General features: G+C 65.9%; 17 protein-coding genes. 11 read left to right on the plus strand and 6 right to left on the minus strand.

Annotation, left to right across the window (positions count from 1 at the left end; translation table 11 throughout):
- The first annotated feature begins 4 nt into the window (after positions 1-4).
- The 4 genes from E4P29_RS19080 to E4P29_RS19095 are packed head-to-tail and all read left to right on the plus strand — an operon-like array spanning position 5 to position 3,257.
- Entirely contained in the window at positions 5-1,183 is a 1,179-nt protein-coding gene (locus E4P29_RS19080; protein ID WP_135046867.1) for an AI-2E family transporter, read from the plus strand.
- Positions 1,170-2,339: a DUF5931 domain-containing protein gene (locus E4P29_RS19085; RefSeq protein ID WP_032367106.1), complete on the plus strand. Its 1,170-nt coding sequence runs from the start codon at positions 1,170-1,172 to the stop codon at positions 2,337-2,339. The genes E4P29_RS19080 and E4P29_RS19085 overlap by 14 nt, the downstream gene beginning before the upstream one ends.
- Positions 2,340-2,374: 35 nt before the next feature.
- On the plus strand, positions 2,375-3,001 hold the full coding sequence (locus E4P29_RS19090; RefSeq protein WP_209205473.1) for a response regulator transcription factor: 627 nt from the start codon (positions 2,375-2,377) through the stop codon (positions 2,999-3,001).
- A 37-nt stretch (positions 3,002-3,038) separates the two neighbouring features.
- Positions 3,039-3,257, plus strand: a complete 219-nt coding sequence (locus E4P29_RS19095; protein WP_135046729.1) for an autophagy-related protein 2 — start codon at positions 3,039-3,041, stop codon at positions 3,255-3,257.
- Positions 3,258-3,261: 4 nt separating this feature from the next.
- Here the strand turns inward: E4P29_RS19095 and E4P29_RS19100 are convergent, their stop codons facing one another.
- Positions 3,262-3,651, minus strand: coding sequence for a MarR family transcriptional regulator (locus tag E4P29_RS19100; protein ID WP_135046730.1), 390 nt, complete (start codon positions 3,649-3,651; stop codon positions 3,262-3,264).
- Positions 3,652-3,761: 110 nt separating this feature from the next.
- Between E4P29_RS19100 and E4P29_RS19105 the strand changes: the two genes are divergently transcribed.
- The 3 genes from E4P29_RS19105 to E4P29_RS19115 all read left to right on the plus strand — a co-directional run bounded on the left by E4P29_RS19105 (position 3,762) and on the right by E4P29_RS19115 (position 7,520).
- Positions 3,762-4,874 (plus strand): glycosyltransferase, encoded by a 1,113-nt coding sequence (locus E4P29_RS19105; protein ID WP_135046731.1) that lies wholly within the window; start codon positions 3,762-3,764, stop codon positions 4,872-4,874.
- A gap of 21 nt (positions 4,875-4,895) precedes the next feature.
- Entirely contained in the window at positions 4,896-5,546 is a 651-nt protein-coding gene (locus tag E4P29_RS19110) for a DUF1707 domain-containing protein (RefSeq protein ID WP_135046732.1), read from the plus strand.
- A 75-nt stretch (positions 5,547-5,621) separates the two neighbouring features.
- Positions 5,622-7,520: a DUF2339 domain-containing protein gene (locus E4P29_RS19115; RefSeq protein WP_209205465.1), complete on the plus strand. Its 1,899-nt coding sequence runs from the start codon at positions 5,622-5,624 to the stop codon at positions 7,518-7,520.
- A gap of 116 nt (positions 7,521-7,636) precedes the next feature.
- Here E4P29_RS19115 and E4P29_RS19120 read toward each other — a convergent pair whose 3' ends face one another.
- The 3 genes from E4P29_RS19120 to trmB are packed head-to-tail and all read right to left on the minus strand — an operon-like array spanning position 7,637 to position 12,528.
- Positions 7,637-11,068 carry an MMPL family transporter gene (locus E4P29_RS19120; protein ID WP_135046733.1) on the minus strand — a complete coding sequence of 1,144 codons (3,432 nt, stop codon included), beginning with the start codon at positions 11,066-11,068 and terminating at the stop codon, positions 7,637-7,639.
- A complete protein-coding gene (locus E4P29_RS19125; protein ID WP_228139387.1) occupies positions 11,069-11,755 on the minus strand; it encodes an NYN domain-containing protein in 687 nt (228 codons plus the stop codon).
- A 14-nt stretch (positions 11,756-11,769) separates the two neighbouring features.
- Entirely contained in the window at positions 11,770-12,528 is a 759-nt protein-coding gene (gene trmB / locus E4P29_RS19130) for a tRNA (guanosine(46)-N7)-methyltransferase TrmB (protein ID WP_135046734.1), read from the minus strand.
- Positions 12,529-12,771: 243 nt separating this feature from the next.
- Between trmB and E4P29_RS19135 the strand changes: the two genes are divergently transcribed.
- The 4 genes from E4P29_RS19135 (at position 12,772) to E4P29_RS19150 (ending at position 17,927) form a co-directional block, all read left to right on the plus strand.
- Positions 12,772-13,857 carry a hypothetical protein gene (locus tag E4P29_RS19135; protein ID WP_135046735.1) on the plus strand — a complete coding sequence of 362 codons (1,086 nt, stop codon included), beginning with the start codon at positions 12,772-12,774 and terminating at the stop codon, positions 13,855-13,857.
- The gene (locus E4P29_RS19140) at positions 13,854-15,407 is read left to right on the plus strand and encodes a hypothetical protein (RefSeq protein WP_135046736.1); all 1,554 of its coding nucleotides are present in this window, start codon (positions 13,854-13,856) and stop codon (positions 15,405-15,407) included. The genes E4P29_RS19135 and E4P29_RS19140 overlap by 4 nt, the downstream gene beginning before the upstream one ends.
- Positions 15,408-15,486: 79 nt before the next feature.
- Positions 15,487-15,789: a DUF6802 family protein gene (locus tag E4P29_RS19145; protein WP_135046737.1), complete on the plus strand. Its 303-nt coding sequence runs from the start codon at positions 15,487-15,489 to the stop codon at positions 15,787-15,789.
- A gap of 308 nt (positions 15,790-16,097) precedes the next feature.
- Positions 16,098-17,927, plus strand: coding sequence for a phosphoenolpyruvate carboxykinase (GTP) (locus E4P29_RS19150; protein WP_135046738.1), 1,830 nt, complete (start codon positions 16,098-16,100; stop codon positions 17,925-17,927).
- A gap of 66 nt (positions 17,928-17,993) precedes the next feature.
- Here the strand turns inward: E4P29_RS19150 and E4P29_RS19155 are convergent, their stop codons facing one another.
- Together E4P29_RS19155 and E4P29_RS19160 are read right to left on the minus strand one after the other, a co-directional pair.
- The gene (locus E4P29_RS19155) at positions 17,994-18,872 is read right to left on the minus strand and encodes an ROK family protein (RefSeq protein ID WP_135046739.1); all 879 of its coding nucleotides are present in this window, start codon (positions 18,870-18,872) and stop codon (positions 17,994-17,996) included.
- A 9-nt stretch (positions 18,873-18,881) separates the two neighbouring features.
- Entirely contained in the window at positions 18,882-19,652 is a 771-nt protein-coding gene (locus tag E4P29_RS19160) for a class I SAM-dependent methyltransferase (protein WP_245154403.1), read from the minus strand.
- Between the last annotated feature and the right edge of the window lie 53 nt (positions 19,653-19,705).

A 19,705-nucleotide genomic window follows, 5' to 3' on the forward strand; every position in this document is an offset into this window, starting at 1 on the left:
TTCGGTGCACCCGCTGGTGCGGGTGGGAGCGGAATGGACGTGGCGACTGCTTGTCCTGTTTGCCGGATTCATCACTTTTGCCTATGTGATCGCCAAACTGAGCACGGTGGTCATCCCGCTGGGTCTGGCGCTGCTGGCGGCCGCTCTGCTGGTGCCGATCGTCGATTGGATGCAGCGCCGAGGAGTGCCGCGTGTCGCCGCGGTGATCATCGTGATCATCGCCAGCATCGGCGTCGTCGCCGGAATCATGACGTTCATCGTCGAGCAGTTCATCGAGGGGCTGCCGCAGGTGGGTGATCAGTTCACCCAATCGATCAACAGTGTCGAGGAGTGGCTCAGTAACGGGCCGCTGCACATCAGCGAGGACCAGATTCGGCAGGCGACCGACAATCTGGTCAAGGTCATCCAGGACAACCAGGAAGCGGTCACCAGTGGAGCGCTGACCACGGCGACGGTGATCGGCGAAATTCTGACCGGGGCGTTGCTGACGCTGTTCACGCTGATCTTCTTCCTGTACGGCGGCGATCAGATCTGGCAGTTCGTCACCCGGCTCGCACCGACGAAGGCGCGCAAGAGGATTCGCACAGCCGGTATTCAGGGGTTCGGGTCACTCGTGGGATACGTTCGCGCGACGGTGGCCGTGGCCGCGGCCGACGCCGTGGGTATCGGTGCCGGGCTCGCCATTCTCGGTGTACCGCTGGCACTTCCGTTGGCCTCGCTGGTGTTCATCGGCGCATTCATTCCGATCATCGGTGCCGTGCTGACCGGATTCGTCGCGGTGTTCATCGCCCTGGTGACGAAGGGGCTCATCACCGCCGTCATCACCCTGGGCATCGTGATAGCGGTGATGCAACTCGAAGGCCATGTGTTGCAGCCGCTTCTGCTCGGCCGTGCCGTTCGGCTGCACCCGCTGGCCGTCGTCCTGTCCATCACCGTCGGCATTCTGCTTGCGGGCATCGTGGGCGGCTTGCTGGCGGTCCCGATCGTCGCGGTGCTCAACACCGCCGTCCGGTCGCTGCTCGCCGACGACCCCGACGAGGTGTACGAGGAACTCGACGTCAGCGACACGCTGTACTCCGCCGAACCCAGCGACCCGGACACTCCTGCCGGTTCCTCCGAGCCCGATCGACTTGCCAAGGGGGAGCTGAACACTGCAGACCCGAAGACCGATGCGGACGACTGACCGAGTGCGGCCGACGCTGAACTCGGCCGATCCCGACAGCCCGCTGTGGCGTGCCTCGCAGGCCTTCCGTCTGGTGACTCTCGTGTACGCCGTCAGCTACCAGGCCGCGACCGTCGACAACTACACCAACCCGCGGCTGAGTTGGGCGTTGGTCGCCCTGATGGCCGTGTGGTCCGGAGCCTCGGCACTCCTGCTCTCGCGGGCGACCCTGCCGCGCTGGCAGGTGGTGCTCGCAGATCAGATCATCGTGATAGCCCTGATGGCCTCGACGCGTTTGGTGGCCGACTACGACTGGTACAGCACCCGCCAGACCCTGCCCACCACCCTGTGGGCCACCAACGCCGTCATTTCCGCCGCAATTCTGTTGGGGCCCAAAGGCGGTATCGCCTCGGGTGTGGTGATGTCCTTGGTCAGTGCCCTGGTACGGGACCGATTCGACACCGACCTGTGGTCCGACGCCACCGCCCCGGTGCTGCTGTCGGCCGGGCTCGCGCTGGGATTGGCGTCGAACACCGCCCGGCGCGCCCACGAGGAATTGCGCAGTGCGGCACGGTTGGCCGCGATCACCGAGGAGCGTGAGCGACTGGCTCGACAGGTGCACGACGGCGTGCTGCAGGTACTGGCCCTCGTCCGCCGTAGGGGTCTCGAAATAGGCGGGCCGGCAGCCGAACTCGCCGAGCTCGCCGGTGAGCAGGAAGTCGCTCTGCGCGTGCTGATCTCCGAACAGTCGGCTCCGCGCGACGATCACACCGGATCGATCGTCGACGTGCGCGCCCTGCTGCGTACTCAGGCCGGCACGTCGATCTCGGTGTCGACTCCCGCCGACCCGGTGCTCGTCGAATCCGACGTCGCCGAGGAACTCGCTGCCGTCGTGACCACTGCCCTGTCCAACGTCGAGCTCCACGCAGGTGCCGACGCAAAGGCCTACGTACTGCTCGAAGACGTCGACGGCGAGCTGATCCTGAGCATTCGTGACGACGGCCGCGGAATACCCGCCGGACGGCTCGCTGCCGCCGAGGCCGAGGGCCGGATGGGCGTCTCGAAGTCCATCCTCGGCCGGGTCGAATCTCTCGGCGGTACTGCGATACTCGACACCGGAGAGGGAGAGGGCACCGAATGGGAAATTCGGGTTCCGCGAACGAGAGGAGCGAGATGACCGGCGACGAGAACCCGAACGCCGAGATCGCGGTGATGGTCGTCGACGATCACCCCATGTGGCGAGACGGCGTCGCCCGGGATCTCGAGGCCGCCGGATTTCGGGTGGTCGCCACCGCGGACGGAGTAGCCGCGGCCGGACGCCGCGCCCGAGCGACCACTCCCGACGTCGTCCTCATGGACATGCATCTGCCCGACGGGAACGGTGCCGATGCCACCGTCGCAGTGCTGGACGCGTCCCCGAGATCCACGATTCTGGTGCTCTCGGCGTCGGCGGAACGCAGCGACGTGCTCGACGCGATCAAAGCTGGTGCGACGGGTTACCTGGTCAAGAGCGCATCGGCGGAGGAACTGTTCGACGCCGTCCGCGCCACCGCAGCCGGACAAGCGGTGTTCACCCCGGGTCTGGCCGGTTTGGTTCTCGGCGAATTCCGGCGGATGTCGTCGTCACCCGAACCGGAGTCCGATACCCGTCCCACGTTGACCGAGCGCGAGACCGAGGTGCTCAGGCTGGTCGCAAAAGGGCTCAGCGCCAAGCAGATTGCAACCCGGCTGACGCTCAGCCACCGGACGGTCGAGAACCACGTGCAGGCGACATTGCGAAAACTGCAGCTGGCCAACCGCGTCGAATTGACCCGGTACGCCATCGAAAAGGGTCTGTAGGGGTTTGCGACCCGGCCCGACGGGCACTCTTGACCGCATGACCGACAACGAAGCAGTGGACACGACAGTCGATCCGGCCGAGCACACGAAGGGCGTCGACGCCGACCAGGATCAGACCGGTGACGAGCGCGCCGAGGCCATCGACGAATTCGACGGCCATCTGGACGGGTCGGGCGAGGAGTCCGAACTACCGACACCCGAGCCGACCGAAGTGGCCGACCAGAGCGACGAGAAGACCGTCACGCGGTCCGAGTAGCCCCCTACTGGGTACACAGCCTGCCGAGCGCGAATTTGGCGATCGGCAGGTAGGGCAGAACGAGCGGCAGTGGACCGTCGATGGTGAGCCATGCCCGGGTCCCGCTGGCTCGTGAGACGACTCCGTGTGCCAGATCCACACCGATGGCTCTGTTCTGGAACCACGCCGACCACGCCCATGTCCACGACTGCTCGTCCACCGAGTGCACCTCGAAATCGATCGGCACCCCCAACGGCCCCAGCACTCGGCCGGTGGTGTCGGAGTCGAGACGTTCGCCCCGGTATTCGACGCCCATGATCTGCGGAGCCCAGGTCTTCCAGACCGTCGGGTCCATGTAACGCTCCCAGACCTCGGGTGCCGGGGCGTCGCCGGTGGATTGCAGTGTCACTCGCATAGCTCTCACCTACCCGTTGGTAGCCGTCCCCACACGGATATTCGCCGAACGTTCGGTCACCATCCACCACGGCGGCATCGGGTGGACGTCCGGCCGGAGAGACTGAGCAGGTGCGCATCGTTCAACTGGCGAACTTCTACGGGCCGCGGTCCGGCGGTCTGCGGACGGCCGTCGACCAGCTGGGATCGGGCTACGTGGCCGCTGGTCACGACGTCACGCTGATCGTGCCGGGTGCGCGGTGGAGTGAGACGACGCTGCTGTCGGGGGTGACACGCGTCGAGGTGCCTGCGCCGAAGGTCCCGTTCACCGATAGCTACCGCGTGGCCGACCCTCGACGGGTCGCCTCGGTCACGTCGGGTCTACGGCCGGATGTGATCGAGGTGTCGGATCGACTGACCCTGCGAGGAATGGGCAGGTGGGCGTCGCGGCGCGACATCCGCAGCGTGATGATCTCCCACGAGCGCCTCGACCGGCTGCTGGCTCAGACGATGCCGATGCGGTACGCCCGGCCGCTCGCCGACGCGGCCAATCGGCGCACTGCCGAGTCGTACGATGCCGTCGTCTGCACCACCGAATTCGCCCAGCAGGAATTCGATCGAATCGGAACACCCAACGTCCATCGGGTACCGCTCGGCGTCGATCTCGAGCTGTTCCATCCCCGACGACGTCGCGCCGGCGCGCGTTCGGCATGGTTGGGTAGCGCCGACCGGCTGCTGGTCCATTGCGGCCGGCTGTCGGTGGAAAAGCATGTCGAGACCAGTATCGATTCGCTTGCCGCGCTCTGCGATTCGGGTATGCGGGCTCGGTTGATCATCGCCGGCGACGGCCCCCGACGAGCGGGCCTCGAACGACGCGCCCGAGGATTGCCCGTCGACTTCCTCGGCTTCGTCGACGGCAGGTCGGCCGTCGCCGAGCTGCTCGCCTCGGCCGACATCGCCCTCGCACCGGGACCACACGAGACATTCGGCCTCGCGGCACTGGAATCGCTCGCCGCGGGCACGCCCGTCGTCGTCTCCGAAAGCTCGGCACTGGCCCAGATCGTCACCCCGCAGTGCGGCGGATCCTCGATCGACACCGCCGACGGCTTCGCAGCGGAAATCCAACGGCTACTTCGGCTTCCGGCCGACGGACGCCGAATCGCCGCGAGAGTACGCGCCGAAGAGTTCGGCTGGCCAGCATCGGTACACGGAATGTTGTCGGTTCTCCGCGGACACTTCGCCTGACATCTTCGCTACCCTGGGCCCATGGAGGCAAGGGATCTGCGAGTGTCCGATGCCGAACGCGAGCACGTCGGGCAGCTGCTGCAACGAGCAGTCGGCCAAGGCATGTTGTCGCTCGGTGAGTTCACCGAAAGGATGGACACCGCTCTGGCGTCGAAGACCCGCGGCGAGCTGAACTCGGTACTCGCCGATCTACCGGGCATGCAGATCGCCGACGAGCACCTCCCGTCGCCGAAACCCTTCGCCGATCCCACCCCGCAACCGACGCCGCGCCGCGTCGTGCAGGAGCACTGGGGACACGGCGGCGGTACGCCGGACACGGTGCGCGGCAGCATGTCCACCATCACCCGCAAAGGCCCGTGGAACGTACCGCGCCGATTGAACGTGGTGACGCGGCTGTCGTCGGTAACGCTCGACTTCACGCAGGCCGTCATGGTCAGTCAGGTCGTCGACATCCACGTCGACGACTACTGCAGCTCGGTCACCGTGATCCTCCCGACGGAGGCAACCGCCGACGTCAACGGGGCCGAGGCCGTCGCAGGTACCGTCACGAACAAGGTGCGAACCGGCCCGCCGTACGGACCGCTGCACGTGGTGCTCACCGGCAAAGTCCGCTTCGGTTCCCTCACCGTCAAGCATCCCTTCGGTAGCTCGCTCCGCAAAATTTTCGGGTAGTCGGGCTGGATTACTCGAGGGATCCGAGTAGCACTACTCAGGCTATTGCGCCGCGCGGCCCGCAGGATCTATCCCATGACTTCTTCCCAGAACTCCGGGCTGGACCCGCAACTCGTCGCGCGCCTGTCCAGCCGCTTCGATTCCCTGGGCGACCACATGCGTCAGGTGGCCGTCGACCTACAGACACTGCAGTCGCAGCTCGGTGCCGCACCCGTTTCGGCTCCCGCCAGGCCGCAGCCGGCGCGGTCGTATGTGCCGGCCGTTCCACCGCAGACGTTCACCTTCCCCCAGATGCCTGTACCGCAGCAGCCCTATGCCGCGCGCGGTCCGGTGACGGCACCGCCGGTCACACCGCCTCCGAGGACCGATCAGCCCATGGCAGCCCCGGCCTTGCGTGGGCCCGTGGTCGCGCCGCGGCCGCCTGCTCCGCCCCGTGAGCCGTGGTGGCAACGAGATGGCGTCATCAGTCGACTGCTCGCCGTCGCAGGCGCAGGTGTGACGCTCGTGGGCGTCGTGATGCTGCTGGTTCTGGCCGCACAGGCCGGCTGGTTCGGACCGCCTCTACGCGTCGCCGCAGGCGGGGTGTTCTCCCTCGCGCTGATCGGCGCCGGTGTGCGAGTGTTCGGTCGCTCCGGAGGACGCGTCGGCGGAATTGCTCTGGCCGCTACGGGTATTGCGGGTCTGTACCTCGACGTTCTGGCAACGTCCGTCCTGTACGAATGGCTCGATCCGGTGATCGGGTTGATCGCGGCATTCGGGATTGCCGCTGCAGGAACAGCTCTCGCAGTGCAGTGGAAGTCGCAGCCGATGGCGGTGTTGATTCTCGCCGGAGTCGCGGCGTGCGGCCCCATCTTGACCGACGGTCCGACCCTGGCCCTGATTGCGTTCTTCATCGCCACCTACATTGCGAGCTTCCCGGCTCAGATCGGCCGTGATTGGCCGCTGCTGCAGATCGTCCGAACCCTTCCCCTCGTCGGCACGGTCCTGATAGCGCTGGTCGGCACCGACCTGTCCGAACCGACCGACTATCGACTGCTTCTCGTCGTCGTCCTGGTGGCCGCATCCGGAATGGGTATGTCTCTGGAACTGCTGCGCCGCAACGTCTCCGACGTGGTGGCCACCGTCATGACGGCTCTGGCTGCGCTGCCGATTCTGATCTCGGCGAGCGTGTTCGATCGGTGGACCACCGTGACCGTGCAGTTGGTGCTGGTGGCCGCAGCGCTGGCGATCGTGCTGCTGGTGCACTGGCTGCCGGCGCATGCCCGCATCACCGTCTCGATCATCGGTGCCGTGGCAATGCTGCAGGCCGCAGTCGGATCGACGACGGTCGACGTGCGTCCGGTCGTGCTGTTCGCCGTTGCCCTGGCTCTGTTCGCCGCGGCCCACCGCACCCGCTCGTCGTTGGCGTACCTGATCGGAAGTGCGTTCGGTGTGATCGGCGCGTTGACTTTCGTCTCGATCTCCCCGCCGGAGGCTCTCCTGGACTCCGATCACGCTGCCGGGAATGCGGGCATCATCATCGGCGGAATGCTGCTCGCTGCAACAGCATTCGGGTTCGCCTACGTACTGACCGAACTGAAACTCGTCGACGACGGAATGCAGACCCTCGCTATCGTCTCCGGAGTGCTCGCCCTGTACGGCCTGACCTCGGCCACCGTGAGCCTGGGAACCTCGATCGGCGGCAACACCACCGGATTCACCGCCGGGCATACCGCCGCCACGATCGAGTGGATGATCGCAGCATTCGCCCTGTTGGCCTTCGGCTTACGAAGTGTCGCCCACGCTCACCTGGCACTGCTGGCCGGACTGTCGCTGACCGCCGCCTCCATCGCAAAGCTGTTCCTGTTCGACCTCGTCGCCCTGGACGGCCTCTTCCGCGTCATCGCCTTCATCGCAGTCGGCTTGTTGCTGCTGATCGCGGGCACCCGATACGCCAAGGTATTCGCGGACCGAGAGGGCGCGGTTACCTCCTGACCCCCACTGCCTACTTATCCCCACTGCGTGAATGGACCACTGCACACGTCTCGACGGTGCAGTGGTTCATTCACGCGTTGCGGGGGAGGGGCACCGCCCGGCTGTGACGACTGGCGTCAGCGTGAGCGGTTGCGCTCCCGAGCCAGCAGTTCGCTGACACTGAGCACCTGCCCGTTGTCGCCGCCGCGATGGCGGCCACTGTCCCCGCCTTCGGTCGACGGAGCGGCACGACGACCGGACGGCTTCTCCTCGCGATCCGATTCCGAACTCGCTCCGACACCGTTGCCGTTGCTTTCGGTGTCGTATCGTTCCGAGGTGCGGTGGTCGGACCCGTTGCTGTTGGAACTACTGCTGTTGGAACCACTGCTGTTCGAACCATTGCGGTCGATGTCGTTTCCGTTCGAGCCACGGCGTTCGGAACCGTTGTCGCCGTTGCCGTTTCGCTCGGAATCGTTGCGTCCGGCAGCAGTGCCGCCGTGGGTGCCGGTGCTCGAGCCGTTGGTGCCGTGTTTGTCGGCCCCGTTCGTAGCAGACCCGTTGGTGGTGGCTCCGTTCGTTGCAGACCCGTTGGTAGCAGCCCCGTTGGTGGTCGAGCCGTTGGACGATGACCCGTTGGCACCGGTGCTGTGACCGTTCGAGCCGTGACCATTCGAAGCATGGCTGTCAGAACCGTGGGAGCCGTTGCTGGGCGACTCGCTTCGCGGAGTGCTCGGCCGTGGTGCCTGCGATGCGCTCGGGGCTCGCAGATCGGCCAGCCAACTTTCGATGGATCGCGAATCCGGCTCCTCGGCCCGCCCCGCTCGCGTGCTGCGGGTGCGGCTCGGGGGTGCACTCGGCGGTTGCGTCGACCGTTCCGGTACGGGTGCGGGTGCCGCGCTCGGGGGAGCGGGGCGAACGACGTCCGCGGCCTGAGTCGGTTCGGGTTCGACGTACGGACGCGGCGGTACCTGCTGAGCCCGAGTCGGCTCGGATGCAGGCGGGCGCGGTTCGGCAGGACGTGGCGGAGTGGGACGCGCCGCGGGTGCCTGCGGCGAGTAAGCCTGCGACGAGTAGGGCTGCGACGAGTAGGGCTGCGACGAGTAGGGCTGGGGCGAATAGGCCTGCGACGAGTACGGCTGCGCCGAGTCGGGCTGTGGCTCAGCCTGCTTCGGGGGAGTGGCCGGTGCCGCGCGGGTCGGCTCGGGTGGCGTCGCGGGCCGGCCGGTCACGCTTCGACGCGACTCTTCCTTCGCGGCGTGCGTGGCACGGATCGGTCCGCCTCCGTGCGGTGCCACCACCGGGATGGGTTCGGTGAGCGGCTCACCGCGGCGCGGCGTCGGACGCATCGGGGGTGCGACGGTCGACGAGGGTGCACCGCCCGCGAGTGCGAGTTCGGGCACGTCTCCGGTGGGCAGCAGCTCGTCTTCGAGGATGGTCTCACCGAGGCCGAGCTTGCGCTGAATTCGCTTCATCCACTGCGGAGCCCACCAGCAGTCGTCGCCGAGCAGCTTCATCGTGGCGGGCACGAGGAACATGCGAATCAGAGTGGCGTCGATGATGAGGGCGGCGATCATGCCGTAGGCGATGTACTTCATCATCACCAGGTCGGAGAACGCGAACGCTCCGGTGACGACGATGAGGATCAGTGCCGCCGCGGTGATGATGCGTCCGGTATGCGAGGTTCCGATGCGGATGGCTTCGCTTGTGCTGGCACCCTTTTCGCGTGCCTCGACCATTCTGGAGAGTAGGAACACCTCGTAGTCCGTGGACAGGCCGAACACAATCGAGATGATCAGCACCAGCACCGGAGCCATGATCGGCCCCGGGGTGAAGTTCATCAGCCCCGCCCCGTGACCCTCGATGAAGATCCACGTCAGGATGCCCATGGTTGCACCGAGGCCGAGGACGGTCATCAGCACCGCCTTGATCGGCAGCACCAACGATCCGAACGTCAGGAACATCAGCATCGTCACGATGAACACCACCAGCACGGCCATCAGCGGCAGCTTGTCGATGAGTGCGCTGATCGAGTCCTGCTCGATTGCCGGGGTGCCTCCGATCATGACCGTCGCGCCGTCCGGCACGTCGATGCTGCGGAGGAAGTCGATGGCCGGTTTCGAGTCGTTGCGATCGGTCAACCCGGCTTTGAAGACGATGACGCCGTCCTTGCTGGCGCCGACGGGGGTGAACTTCTCGATCAATCCGGGAGCGTTGTTCGCCTGGGTGGTGATCGCGCCGAGCGTCGGACCCTGCGCGCCTTCGATGACCATCTTGATGGGTTCGGTGCGCTGGCCGGGGAACAGGCTGTCGAACTCTCCCTGCGCGACGCGGGTGACGTTGTCCGGTGGTAGGTAGGTCTCGTTGATACCACCGAATTTGATGTTGCCGACGGGCAGCGTCAGAAGAACCAATCCGAGCACGATGGGCACGGTGACCTTGACGGGGTTGCGCATCACCCAGCGGGTGAGCTTGCCCCACATACCGTTCTCGATCTCTTCGCTCGACTTGGTCTTACGCATGAACTTCAGACCGAGGGCGTCGACGCGTGGGCCGAGGATGGCGAGCATCGCGGGCAGGATCGTGATGGCCGTCAGCGCTGCGAGCGCGACGGTGGCGATGGACCCGTATGCGACGGACTTCAGGAAGCCCTGCGGGAAGAGCAACAGGCCGCCGAGGGAGGCGACGATCATCGTCGCGGAGAACACCACGGTGCGACCCGCCGTCATGACGGTACGGCGCACGGCCTGTGGCGTCGTGTATCCGTCACCGAGTTCTTCTCGGAATCTGGAGACGATGAACAGTCCGTAGTCGATGGCCAACCCGAGTCCGACGAGCGAGACCACGGGCGCGACGAACGAGTTGACCTCGGTGAAGTTGGTGAACACCTTGACGATGCCGTTGGCTCCGACGACCGTCAGACCGCCGATGATCAGCGGGAGCGCCGCGGCGACGACGCCGCCGAATATGAAGAACAGCAGGACCGCGACGGCGGGAATCGCCAGCAGCTCCATGCGGTGGATGTCGCCTGCCATCGTCGACTGCAGCGCCCCGGCCACGGCCTGAAGTCCGGTCACCTGCACGTCGACGCCGTCGATGTAGAAGGCGTCCTTGACGGCCTGGAAGTTGTTGGTCAGTTCGGTGTCGTCGGCACCCTTTATCGCGATACTGGCGATGGCGTGTTGCTTGTCGTTGGTACCGAGAGCCGCGAGGTTGGGTGCGCCGGGCACCTTGAAGTAGGTGCCGTTGACCTTCTCGATCTGGTCGGGGTGGTCGACGGGAAGTGATTCGAGACTGGCGACGACCTTGGACTGGAACGCCGGATCGTCGATCGACGACCCTTCGGGCGCGGTGTAGAGGACGATGACGTCACCCTGCTTGTCGCGTCCGAACGTCGTGTCCGCCAGACGGGCAGCCTGGGCCGATTCCGAGGTCGGATCGTCCCAACCGCTCTGACTGAGATGGCTGTTGAGATCGAGACCGTAGGCGGCGAAGCCCAACAGCCCGGCCACCATGACACCGATAACGGTGTACCGCAGGCGGTAGACGATGTCTCCCCATCTGGCGAACACTTAAGAAACTCCTTGGCGCCCGACGAGCAGGGCGGACAGCGGTCGGAAGGGCTGCAGCCACGCGCCCTCGTCGGGGAGCGAATCGAGACTCACCCGTGGCAGTGGCTCACGGAACACACCGGGAATGTCCTCGAGGTCGAGGAATTCCAGGATGTCCGACGTGACAGCCCAGCTTGCGTGCTCCCGGAACCCCAGTACCTGAACGGGTACACCGGTTGCTGCGATGGCCTCCAACGGCCCCTTGAACGCCTGACCGTCGGCGGACGCGACCATGACACCGGCGAGGCCGCCGTCACGGTTGCGGAAGTCGATGTGGTCGAGCATGTCGGCGTCGACATCACTGTCTTCGTCGACCTTGGGCTTGGCGAACACCGCGAAGCCCACGTTACGCAATGCTTCGACCCAGGGGCGGACGACGTCGGCGCTGCCGGGTGCAATGTTGGTGAACACCGTCGCCTCGGGCTCGAGTGTCGCGGTGCCCGAGGTGGACAGTTCGGCGGTGCGGCTGAGCAGCCATCGGCCCAGCGCATCGAACCGTGGGCGGTAGGCGGCGGTGGGCCGGCCACCCAGGATCGCGCCGAGACCCATGTCCAGGTTGGGTGCATCCCACACGAGGAGGACTCGCTTGCTGTGGCGGGACTCACCGATCGCACCGAGTTCGGCGGGATCGATCACGGTGTCGGGCATGTCCGTACTGACGCTCATGCTGTCTTCTTTCCCCAGATCAATTCCGTCACCGAGCTGCCCACCTGCTGGGCCTTGCCCTCGAACTTCGTCACCGGCCGCTCGTGCGTCATGGGCGACTCCCAATCGAGAACGGTCAGGCCGGGCTCGGCGTTCCCGGCCTCGGCGATCCACTCAGCGTATTCGGCGTGATCGGTGGCCACGTGCAGAACGCCGCCCGGCTTCAGTCGGTCCGCGATCATCGCGAACGTCGGGCCCTGCAGGAGCCGACGCTTGTGGTGGCGCACCTTGGGCCACGGGTCCGGGAAGAAGACGCGAACGCCGGTCAAGGACTCCGAGGTCAGCATGTTCTCGAGGACGTCCATCGCGTCGCCGCGGAACAACCTGACGTTCTCGATGTTCTCGCGCTCGATCTGCTGCAGAGTCTGCGCGAGCCCGGGTCGGTAGACCTCGACGGCCATGAGGTTGACATGCGGCTCGGCCATCGCCATCGCCGTGGTGGCCGTGCCCGTGCCCGACCCGATTTCGAGAATCGCCGGACCGCTGCGCCCGAACCAGGCGTCGACGTCGATCTGCTCGTCGGCGACATCGCGGCCGATGCGTGGCCACAGGTTGTCCCAGGTGCTCTGCTGAGCGTCGGTCAGCGCTCCGCGGCGGGAGCGGAAACTGGTCACTCTGGGGTAAAGCCGCGAGCCCCGTTCCTGGGTCTGCACCGAGTTGTCTCCGGTGTCGGCAGAGGTGTCCTGTGGCTCGTTCACCGGTCCATTGTCGCGCATCGGCGGAGTGTGTGACAGGTGGGTCTCGAGTTGAAGTTGAGACTTGCGGTTCCGTTGCTGATCAGCGGTAGGACCGCGTCGACCAATTACAACGGTGTAATTCTCGACAGCACGTCCGGAACGGATGTCGTGTGCCAGAATCGAGGCCGCAGCAGGGGGCTGCGGGCCACGTGGCCGATCGTGCTCGACGAGCCGATCGCGCATCCTTGTGTGGCTGTTCGGGGGTCGTGTCCGGGGGGATCGATGATGGACGGTGCCGAGGCAGGTCTGGGTCGGTTGTGTGAGCGCTCGGGAGAGGTGGACACGGCGGGGGCCGTTACAGCCCGGGACGCTGTCGAGACCGCTGTCCAACGGCGTCTTCGGCCGCTGGAGGTGCACATTTCCGGCCGCGTCGGAGTCGGGAAGTCGGTGATTCTGTCGGTGCTCGATGCCGCGCGACTGCATACCGACGGGTTCGAGGTTCGGTTGCTCGAGAGCGAATGGGCCGACACCCCACGTGCGGTGGATGTGCAGCAGAACCGCAGCGCATGCGATGCCGACGTTCTCGTCCACGTGTTGGCCGGTGCCGTGTCCCCGGACGACATCACATTCCTCTCCGCTCGACCCGGTGGTCCGCCGGAACACACCGTGATCCTGCTGAACAAGGCCGACACTCTCGACGAACCAGCGGTGACAGCCGCAGCGGCATCCGCGCAATTGGGGCGACGCGTGCTGCCGGTGATGGGATCTGTCGCGGCGGGCCTGGGTGGCGTGGCCGGAGGATCCGCTGTGGACATGGCCGATGTGCGGGCCGTCGCGGCCGGTGAATTGCATCCTGGGGACCTGCTGACGGTCGATCGGTTTCGGAGTGCTGATATTTCGCTCTCGACGATTCGACGGGAGGCGCTGCTCGACTGTGTGGAATTACGCGGTCTCGCCCTGCTCGTCGATGCGCTCCGGCGGCGCAGTGGAGTGTCCGACGCGGATGTACTGCGTGAGTTGTGGGAGGCCACCGGGGTCGACGCCGTGACGACGGTGGTGTCCGACGGCGTCTCCGCTGCTGCGACGGCGCGCGACGACGACCTGCACGAACAACTGCTGCAGATATCCGCCCGTCACCGAGACGTTCGAGGTGCCGTCGAATCGTATCTCGCGTCGGATGAGGCGGTGGCTACCGATATGCGCTGTGCTGCAACTCGATTGGGAGTTTCGATCGAGACAGGATCGGAGCAGGCCCTGCTGGAGCAGGCATTGGTGTGGAAGCGGTGTGCCGCCACGTCGGAGGACGACACCATCCGGCGCTCCGCCCTGGCCCTGTGCCGTGGCTATGTGCGGATGCTCCGACCGTGATCGATTCGAACCGGGTCGTCGCTGTGCCCGACGATCTGAAAAGTGTTCTGCGTCGCCGTAACTCGGAGTCACTCGTACGCATCGACCGTGTACGCAGCAGTCGACCCGCAGGCATTCACGTCACCGGCACCGCGGGATCCGGTAAGACCGAGATTTGCCATCTGCTCACCAGGCGCGATGACGCGGAGACCGGGTTCGCCGACTCGGTCGAGGAAGCCGCGGTGGTCGTGATCGTTGTCGACGCGTCGGCTCCGGTAGGCGGAGCCGACGTCGAGCGCTGGCGTCCTGCCTTCGAGTCGACACCGGTTGTTCTGGTGGTCAACAAGATCGATGTGCATCGCCGGTGGCGCGAGGTGGTCGACGCCGATATCGACATTCTCGCCGAGCGTGTTCCGCGTGCGGTGGAACACTCCGTTCATCCGGTCTCGGCACGGTTGGCACGAGCCGGTAGGGAGAGCGGCGATGCCGCCGTGTTCGCGGAGTCGGGTTTCGGGGCGGTCGCCGACAGAATCGACGCGTTGCTGATGCAAGCCGCGGCGGTAGGGGCCCAGCGCAAATACGTTGCTGTAGTGCAGGAATCTGCCGCAGAGGCGAAGGCCGCCATCGTGGCCGAAGCTCGCGCAGTGACCGGAGGTGGTGACACTGCCCCTCTGCGTGCCCGGCGGGCGCGGCTGCTCGGTGAACGAGAACATCTGGGTGGTGACCGACGAGCATTGCTGCACAACCGTATTCAGCGGGTTCGGGTGGACTGCATTCACGCTGCGGCCGAGGACGTTCGGATGCTCGGTTCCCGGGTACGGCAGACGATCGAGGGATCGCGGCGGGCCGAACTCGGCCATCTGCCCGGGCACCTCGCCGAGTCCGCACGGGCAGTGCGAGCACGCGCCGACGCCGCGTTGTCCGCCGGTCTCCGCGCCGTGGAAGTCGAACTCGGGCTCGCCGACACGGTGCCCGAACCCGGTACCGCAGGCGGTGAGATCGACATCGGCGAACCGACCCGGCGACGCGGAATCGAAGACGTCCTGATGGTTGCACTGGGGGCCTCGGCCGGGGTGGGACTGGGTCGGCTGATCGTCTCGCCCCTGGCTCTGATTCCTACCTTGGCCGTGGCCAACACGGTCGTCTCACTTGCCGTCGGTGCCGCGATCGCGTGGTGGTTGACCCGATCACGGGCACTGGTCGCCGACCGTGCGCATCTTCGGGGCTGGACCCAGGAAAGTCTGGCTCGCGTGAAATCGGAAGTGGAACAGCGGCTGCTCTCTCGCATTCTGGAAGCCGAGTCCGCGCTCGCGTCGGCGTTGACGTCGACGGACCGGGAGGCGGTGGCACGTATCGATCTGTCGCTGGCCGAGATCGACGCCGAACTCCGCAGGCTCGCCGATCACCGATCGGCTCTGCTCTCGGCGTGCGATCGGGATCTGGCTGCACTCGAGCGTGGGCTGGAGCGATTTCGCGGGTCCGGGCACGGCATGGTCGTGCCGTCGAATCCCGTCGAATTCTCTCCCGGGGATCCGGAACCGATCGGCGCACCGATGCGTCGAAGCGGGTAGGTGCACCTCCGAACAGATTCGCAGGTGCCGAACAGGTGACCTGACAGTGAGAACAGGGCCCGGACAGTGAGGAGCGTCGATGATCGCGGTGGATGGCTTCGCAGTGGGCGGTTTCGAGACGAACGAGCCTGCCGAGGACGCGTCGGACGACGGCGGCGGCTACGTCTCGACGGACTGGTTCGATCTCGACGGCGACGGTCGTCACGAGACCTCCGTGCGGACGACAGAGGCCGGAACGACGGTGGGAACGGATGTCGATGGCGACGGTGTGACAGACAAGTTCACCGCCTTCGACCGTGACGGGCACTACGAATCCTGGGAGATTTTTCGGGAAGCGAACGGTTTCGGGGAGGGTAGATCGTCCGAATCAGGCCGACTGTAGGCCAGTCGGTCTGATTTGCATCGGCCCTGGTGGACGGCTTCTTGCGTCGATCTTTCCCTATCTGAATCGGTCTTGTGACCAATCGGACAACACCCTGTTTCTGGAATCACGTCGCTCGGCGTTAACCTGAACAACAGGACATCCGGCGCTCGGTCCTCGGCTTGCCGTACCCAGTAACATGGTGTACTGCAGTTCGAACGGCCGAGCAGCGCCCCGCCGAGAGGGGAAAACCGAGATCTACTCGTGCGTGCTTGCCCACAGCGATCGTGCGAATTCTTCCCGGTTCCGGCTAACCCCAGGAGAGTTAGATGACCTCAGCGACCATTCCCGGTTTGAGCGGCACCGACAGCGTGCCGACTCGACACAAAGAACTGCTTGCCTGGGTTGCTCAGGTAGCCGAACTGACCGAACCGGACTCCGTGGTGTTCGCTGACGGATCCGACGCCGAATGGGAGCGCCTGACCGACAAGCTGGTCGAGGCAGGCACCTTCACCCGTCTCAACGACGAGAAGAAGCCCAACTCGTTCCTCGGCAACTCCGATCCGTCGGACGTGGCTCGCGTCGAGTCGCGCACGTACATCTGTTCCAAGGAAGAGATCGACGCCGGACCCACCAACAACTGGATGGACCCGTCGGAGATGCGGTCGCTGATGACCGAGCTCTACCGCGGTTGCATGCGCGGCCGGACCATGTACGTCGTTCCGTTCTGCATGGGCCCGCTCGACGCCGCCGATCCGAAGCTGGGCGTCGAGCTCACCGATTCGGAGTACGTCGTCATCTCCATGCGTGTGATGACCCGCATGGGTCAGGCCGCGCTGGACAAGATCGGCGACGACGGGTTCTATGTCAAGGCGCTGCACTCGCTCGGTGCTCCGCTGGCCGAGGGCCAGGCCGACGTGCCGTGGCCGTGCAACGACACCAAATACATCACGCACTTCCCCGAGGATCGCGAGATCTGGAGTTACGGCTCCGGCTACGGCGGCAACGCGCTGCTGGGCAAGAAGTGCTACTCGCTGCGTATCGCGTCGGCGATGGCCCACGACGAGGGCTGGCTGGCCGAGCACATGCTGATCCTCAAGCTGATCTCGCCCGAGGACAAGGCGTACTACATCGCCGCGGCGTTCCCGTCCGCGTGCGGCAAGACCAACCTCGCAATGATTCAGCCGACCATCCCGGGCTGGCGTGCCGAGACAATCGGTGACGACATCGCGTGGATGCGGTTCGGCGAGGACGGCCGGCTCTACGCCGTCAACCCGGAGTTCGGTTTCTTCGGTGTCGCGCCCGGCACCAACTGGGATTCCAACCCGAATGCGATGAAGACCATCGATCAGGGCAACTCGGTGTTCACCAACGTCGGCCTGACCGACGACGGTGACGTGTGGTGGGAAGGCCTCGAAGGCAAGCCCGATCACCTGATCGACTGGAAGGGAACCGATTGGACGCCCGAGTCCGGAACCGATGCCGCACATCCGAACTCGCGGTACTGCGTGCCGATGGCTCAGTGCCCGTCGATGGCTCCCGAGTGGGACGACCCGCAGGGCGTGCCGATCTCGGCGATCCTGTTCGGTGGGCGACGCAAGACCACCGTTCCATTGGTGACCGAGGCCCGCGACTGGCAGCACGGTGTGTTCATGGGAGCCACCGTTGGCTCCGAGCAAACCGCTGCCGCCGAGGGCACTGTCGGTACCGTGCGACGCGACCCGATGGCCATGCTGCCGTTCCTCGGCTACAACGTGGGCGATTACTTCCAGCACTGGATCGACCTCGGTAAGAACGCCGACGAGTCCAAGCTGCCGAAGGTGTTCTACGTCAACTGGTTCCGTCGCGGCGACGACAAGCGCTTCCTGTGGCCCGGATTCGGTGAGAACTCGCGCGTGCTCAAGTGGATCGTCGAGCGCATCGAGCACAAGGCCGCGGGCGTCGAGACCCCGATCGGTGTCGTCCCCACCGCCGAGGCACTCGATATCGACGGACTCGATACCACCGTCGACGACGTCGCCGAGGCACTCGCGGTGAACACCGACGAGTGGAAGGCCGAGATCCCGCTGATCCAGGAGTGGTTCGACTTCGTCGGCGAGAAGCTGCCTACCGGGATTCAGGACGAATTCGACGCCCTCAAGCAGCGCCTGGGCGCGTAGTATTCACGAGACAGAACGGGGCTCACCGAGGGGTGGGCCCCGTTCTGGCTTTCGAAGTATGTGAGATCAGGCGGTGAGAGCTGCCGCGCCGTGCAGCGTGCCCAGACCGCCCAATGCAGCCGGCACCACCTGCAGGCCGTCGAGAAACTTCAGGCGCGCGTGCAGCGCGATCGACTCCCGGATCGGGTCCCACAGCGGCGGGCCGGCCTGAGCGAAACCGCCGCCGATCACCACCATGCGCACGTCCACCAGTGCGACCGCCGAGGCGATGGCCTGACCGAGAGCGACTCCGGCGCGTTGCAGTGCGGTGACGGCGAGCGGCTCGCCCGCGGCGGCATCCGCAGCCAGTTCGACACCGGTGCTCCCCGGCCAGCCCTGCTCCCGAGCCCACCGCACCGCCGACGGCCCACTCGACACCGTTTCCACGCACCCGATTCCGCCGCACGCACAGGACGTCGTCGAACCGGGGACGACGATGTGGCCGATGTGCCCGGCATTGCCACTGGCACCGGCGACGATCTTCCCGCCCAGCACCAGGCCTCCGCCGATCCCGGTGGACACCACGAGGCTCAGCACGTCCGGCACCCCCACCGCGGCACCGAATCGATGCTCACCCAACGCCGCCGCGCTGCCGTCCATCGCCAGAAGTATGTCGGCTTCGGGAAGCGCGGCAGCGATGTGCTCGCGCAGACCGAATCCGTTCTTCCACTCGTCGACGTTGATCGGCGCGACCGACCCGGTGACGAGGTCGACCGGACCGGAGCACGCGACCCCGACCCGCGTCACGTCGGCGCTTCCGACGACCCTGCGCAGCAGTTGGGCACAGGCCTCCCACACGCCGGAGGCCGGTGTCGGAACGGTTTCCGGGTGCTGCGGACGTCCGTCGTCGCCGACGAGTGCCGCTGTCATCTTGGTGCCGCCGATGTCGAGCGCGAGTGCCGTCATCGATCCAGGTTATGCGTTCGGTTTCAGGACCAGGACGAGGTTGCTGCCGAGGAACTCGCGGAGTATCGGTACGCGCATCATCCACCATGCCCAGCGCGGGTGATAGCGCGGAAAAGCGGCCAGCAACGTTGCGTTGGGAGTGCTTCGCGCCCAACGCAATCCGTCTGCCGCGCTGATGTCGAACAGAGATTCACCGAATCGGTTCTTGGGTTCGTGTCCGGTGGTGCGGACGTAACGTCGGGCCGCGTATTCGCCGCCGAGGTAATGCCACGGCCGGGTCTCGTGGCCGCCGAACGGGCCGAACCAGATGGTGTACGAAAGCACAGTGAGTCCGCCGGGTTTGGTGACACGCAGCATTTCCTCGGCCATGGTCCACGGTTCGCGGACGTGCTCGGCGACGTTGGACGAAAAGCAGATGTCGACGCTGTCGTCGCGGAAGGGCAGCGCCATGCCGGAGCCGCGCACCGAACCGGGGATCTGCAGTCCGGCGGCGTGCATTTCCGAGGCGTCCGGTTCGACGGGCAGATAGCGCGCACAACTCGCTCCGAAGACGTCGGCGAAGTATCCGGGTCCGCCGCCGACGTCGAGCACCGTCGCCGCAGACATGTCGGTGCCGGTCAGGCCGCGGTACAGGTCTCCGATCAGTTCGACGGAATCACGGGCCAGGGCGCCGTAGAAGATGTCCGGAGAACTCTGCTCGTGCCCGAAGTCTTTCAGTAGCTTCACCGAGCGACGCAGTGTCGCGCGAGAGGCGAACAGTCGTGTCACGGCGGAAGTCACGAAAACGAACCCTAGCGGTTAGTGTGGCAGCGGTATTCGACGACGGTCGAGAA

The organism is Rhodococcus sp. 1R11 (assembly GCF_004563845.1).
GTDB lineage: Bacteria > Actinomycetota > Actinomycetes > Mycobacteriales > Mycobacteriaceae > Rhodococcoides.

Bases quoted from the DNA above. Each gene is read 5' to 3' on its own strand.
- E4P29_RS19085 (WP_032367106.1), top strand. From the start codon at position 1,170: ATGCGGACGACTGACCGAGTGCGGCCGACGCTGAACTCGGCCGATCCC.
- E4P29_RS19090 (WP_209205473.1), top strand. From the start codon at position 2,375: ATGGTCGTCGACGATCACCCCATGTGGCGAGACGGCGTCGCCCGGGAT.
- E4P29_RS19095 (WP_135046729.1), top strand. From the start codon at position 3,039: ATGACCGACAACGAAGCAGTGGACACGACAGTCGATCCGGCCGAGCAC.
- E4P29_RS19100 (WP_135046730.1), bottom strand. From the start codon at position 3,651: ATGCGAGTGACACTGCAATCCACCGGCGACGCCCCGGCACCCGAGGTC.
- E4P29_RS19110 (WP_135046732.1), top strand. From the start codon at position 4,896: ATGGAGGCAAGGGATCTGCGAGTGTCCGATGCCGAACGCGAGCACGTC.
- E4P29_RS19115 (WP_209205465.1), top strand. From the start codon at position 5,622: ATGACTTCTTCCCAGAACTCCGGGCTGGACCCGCAACTCGTCGCGCGC.
- E4P29_RS19125 (WP_228139387.1), bottom strand. From the start codon at position 11,755: ATGCCCGACACCGTGATCGATCCCGCCGAACTCGGTGCGATCGGTGAG.
- trmB (WP_135046734.1), bottom strand. From the start codon at position 12,528: ATGCGCGACAATGGACCGGTGAACGAGCCACAGGACACCTCTGCCGAC.
- E4P29_RS19135 (WP_135046735.1), top strand. From the start codon at position 12,772: ATGATGGACGGTGCCGAGGCAGGTCTGGGTCGGTTGTGTGAGCGCTCG.
- E4P29_RS19145 (WP_135046737.1), top strand. From the start codon at position 15,487: ATGATCGCGGTGGATGGCTTCGCAGTGGGCGGTTTCGAGACGAACGAG.
- E4P29_RS19150 (WP_135046738.1), top strand. From the start codon at position 16,098: ATGACCTCAGCGACCATTCCCGGTTTGAGCGGCACCGACAGCGTGCCG.
- E4P29_RS19155 (WP_135046739.1), bottom strand. From the start codon at position 18,872: ATGACGGCACTCGCGCTCGACATCGGCGGCACCAAGATGACAGCGGCA.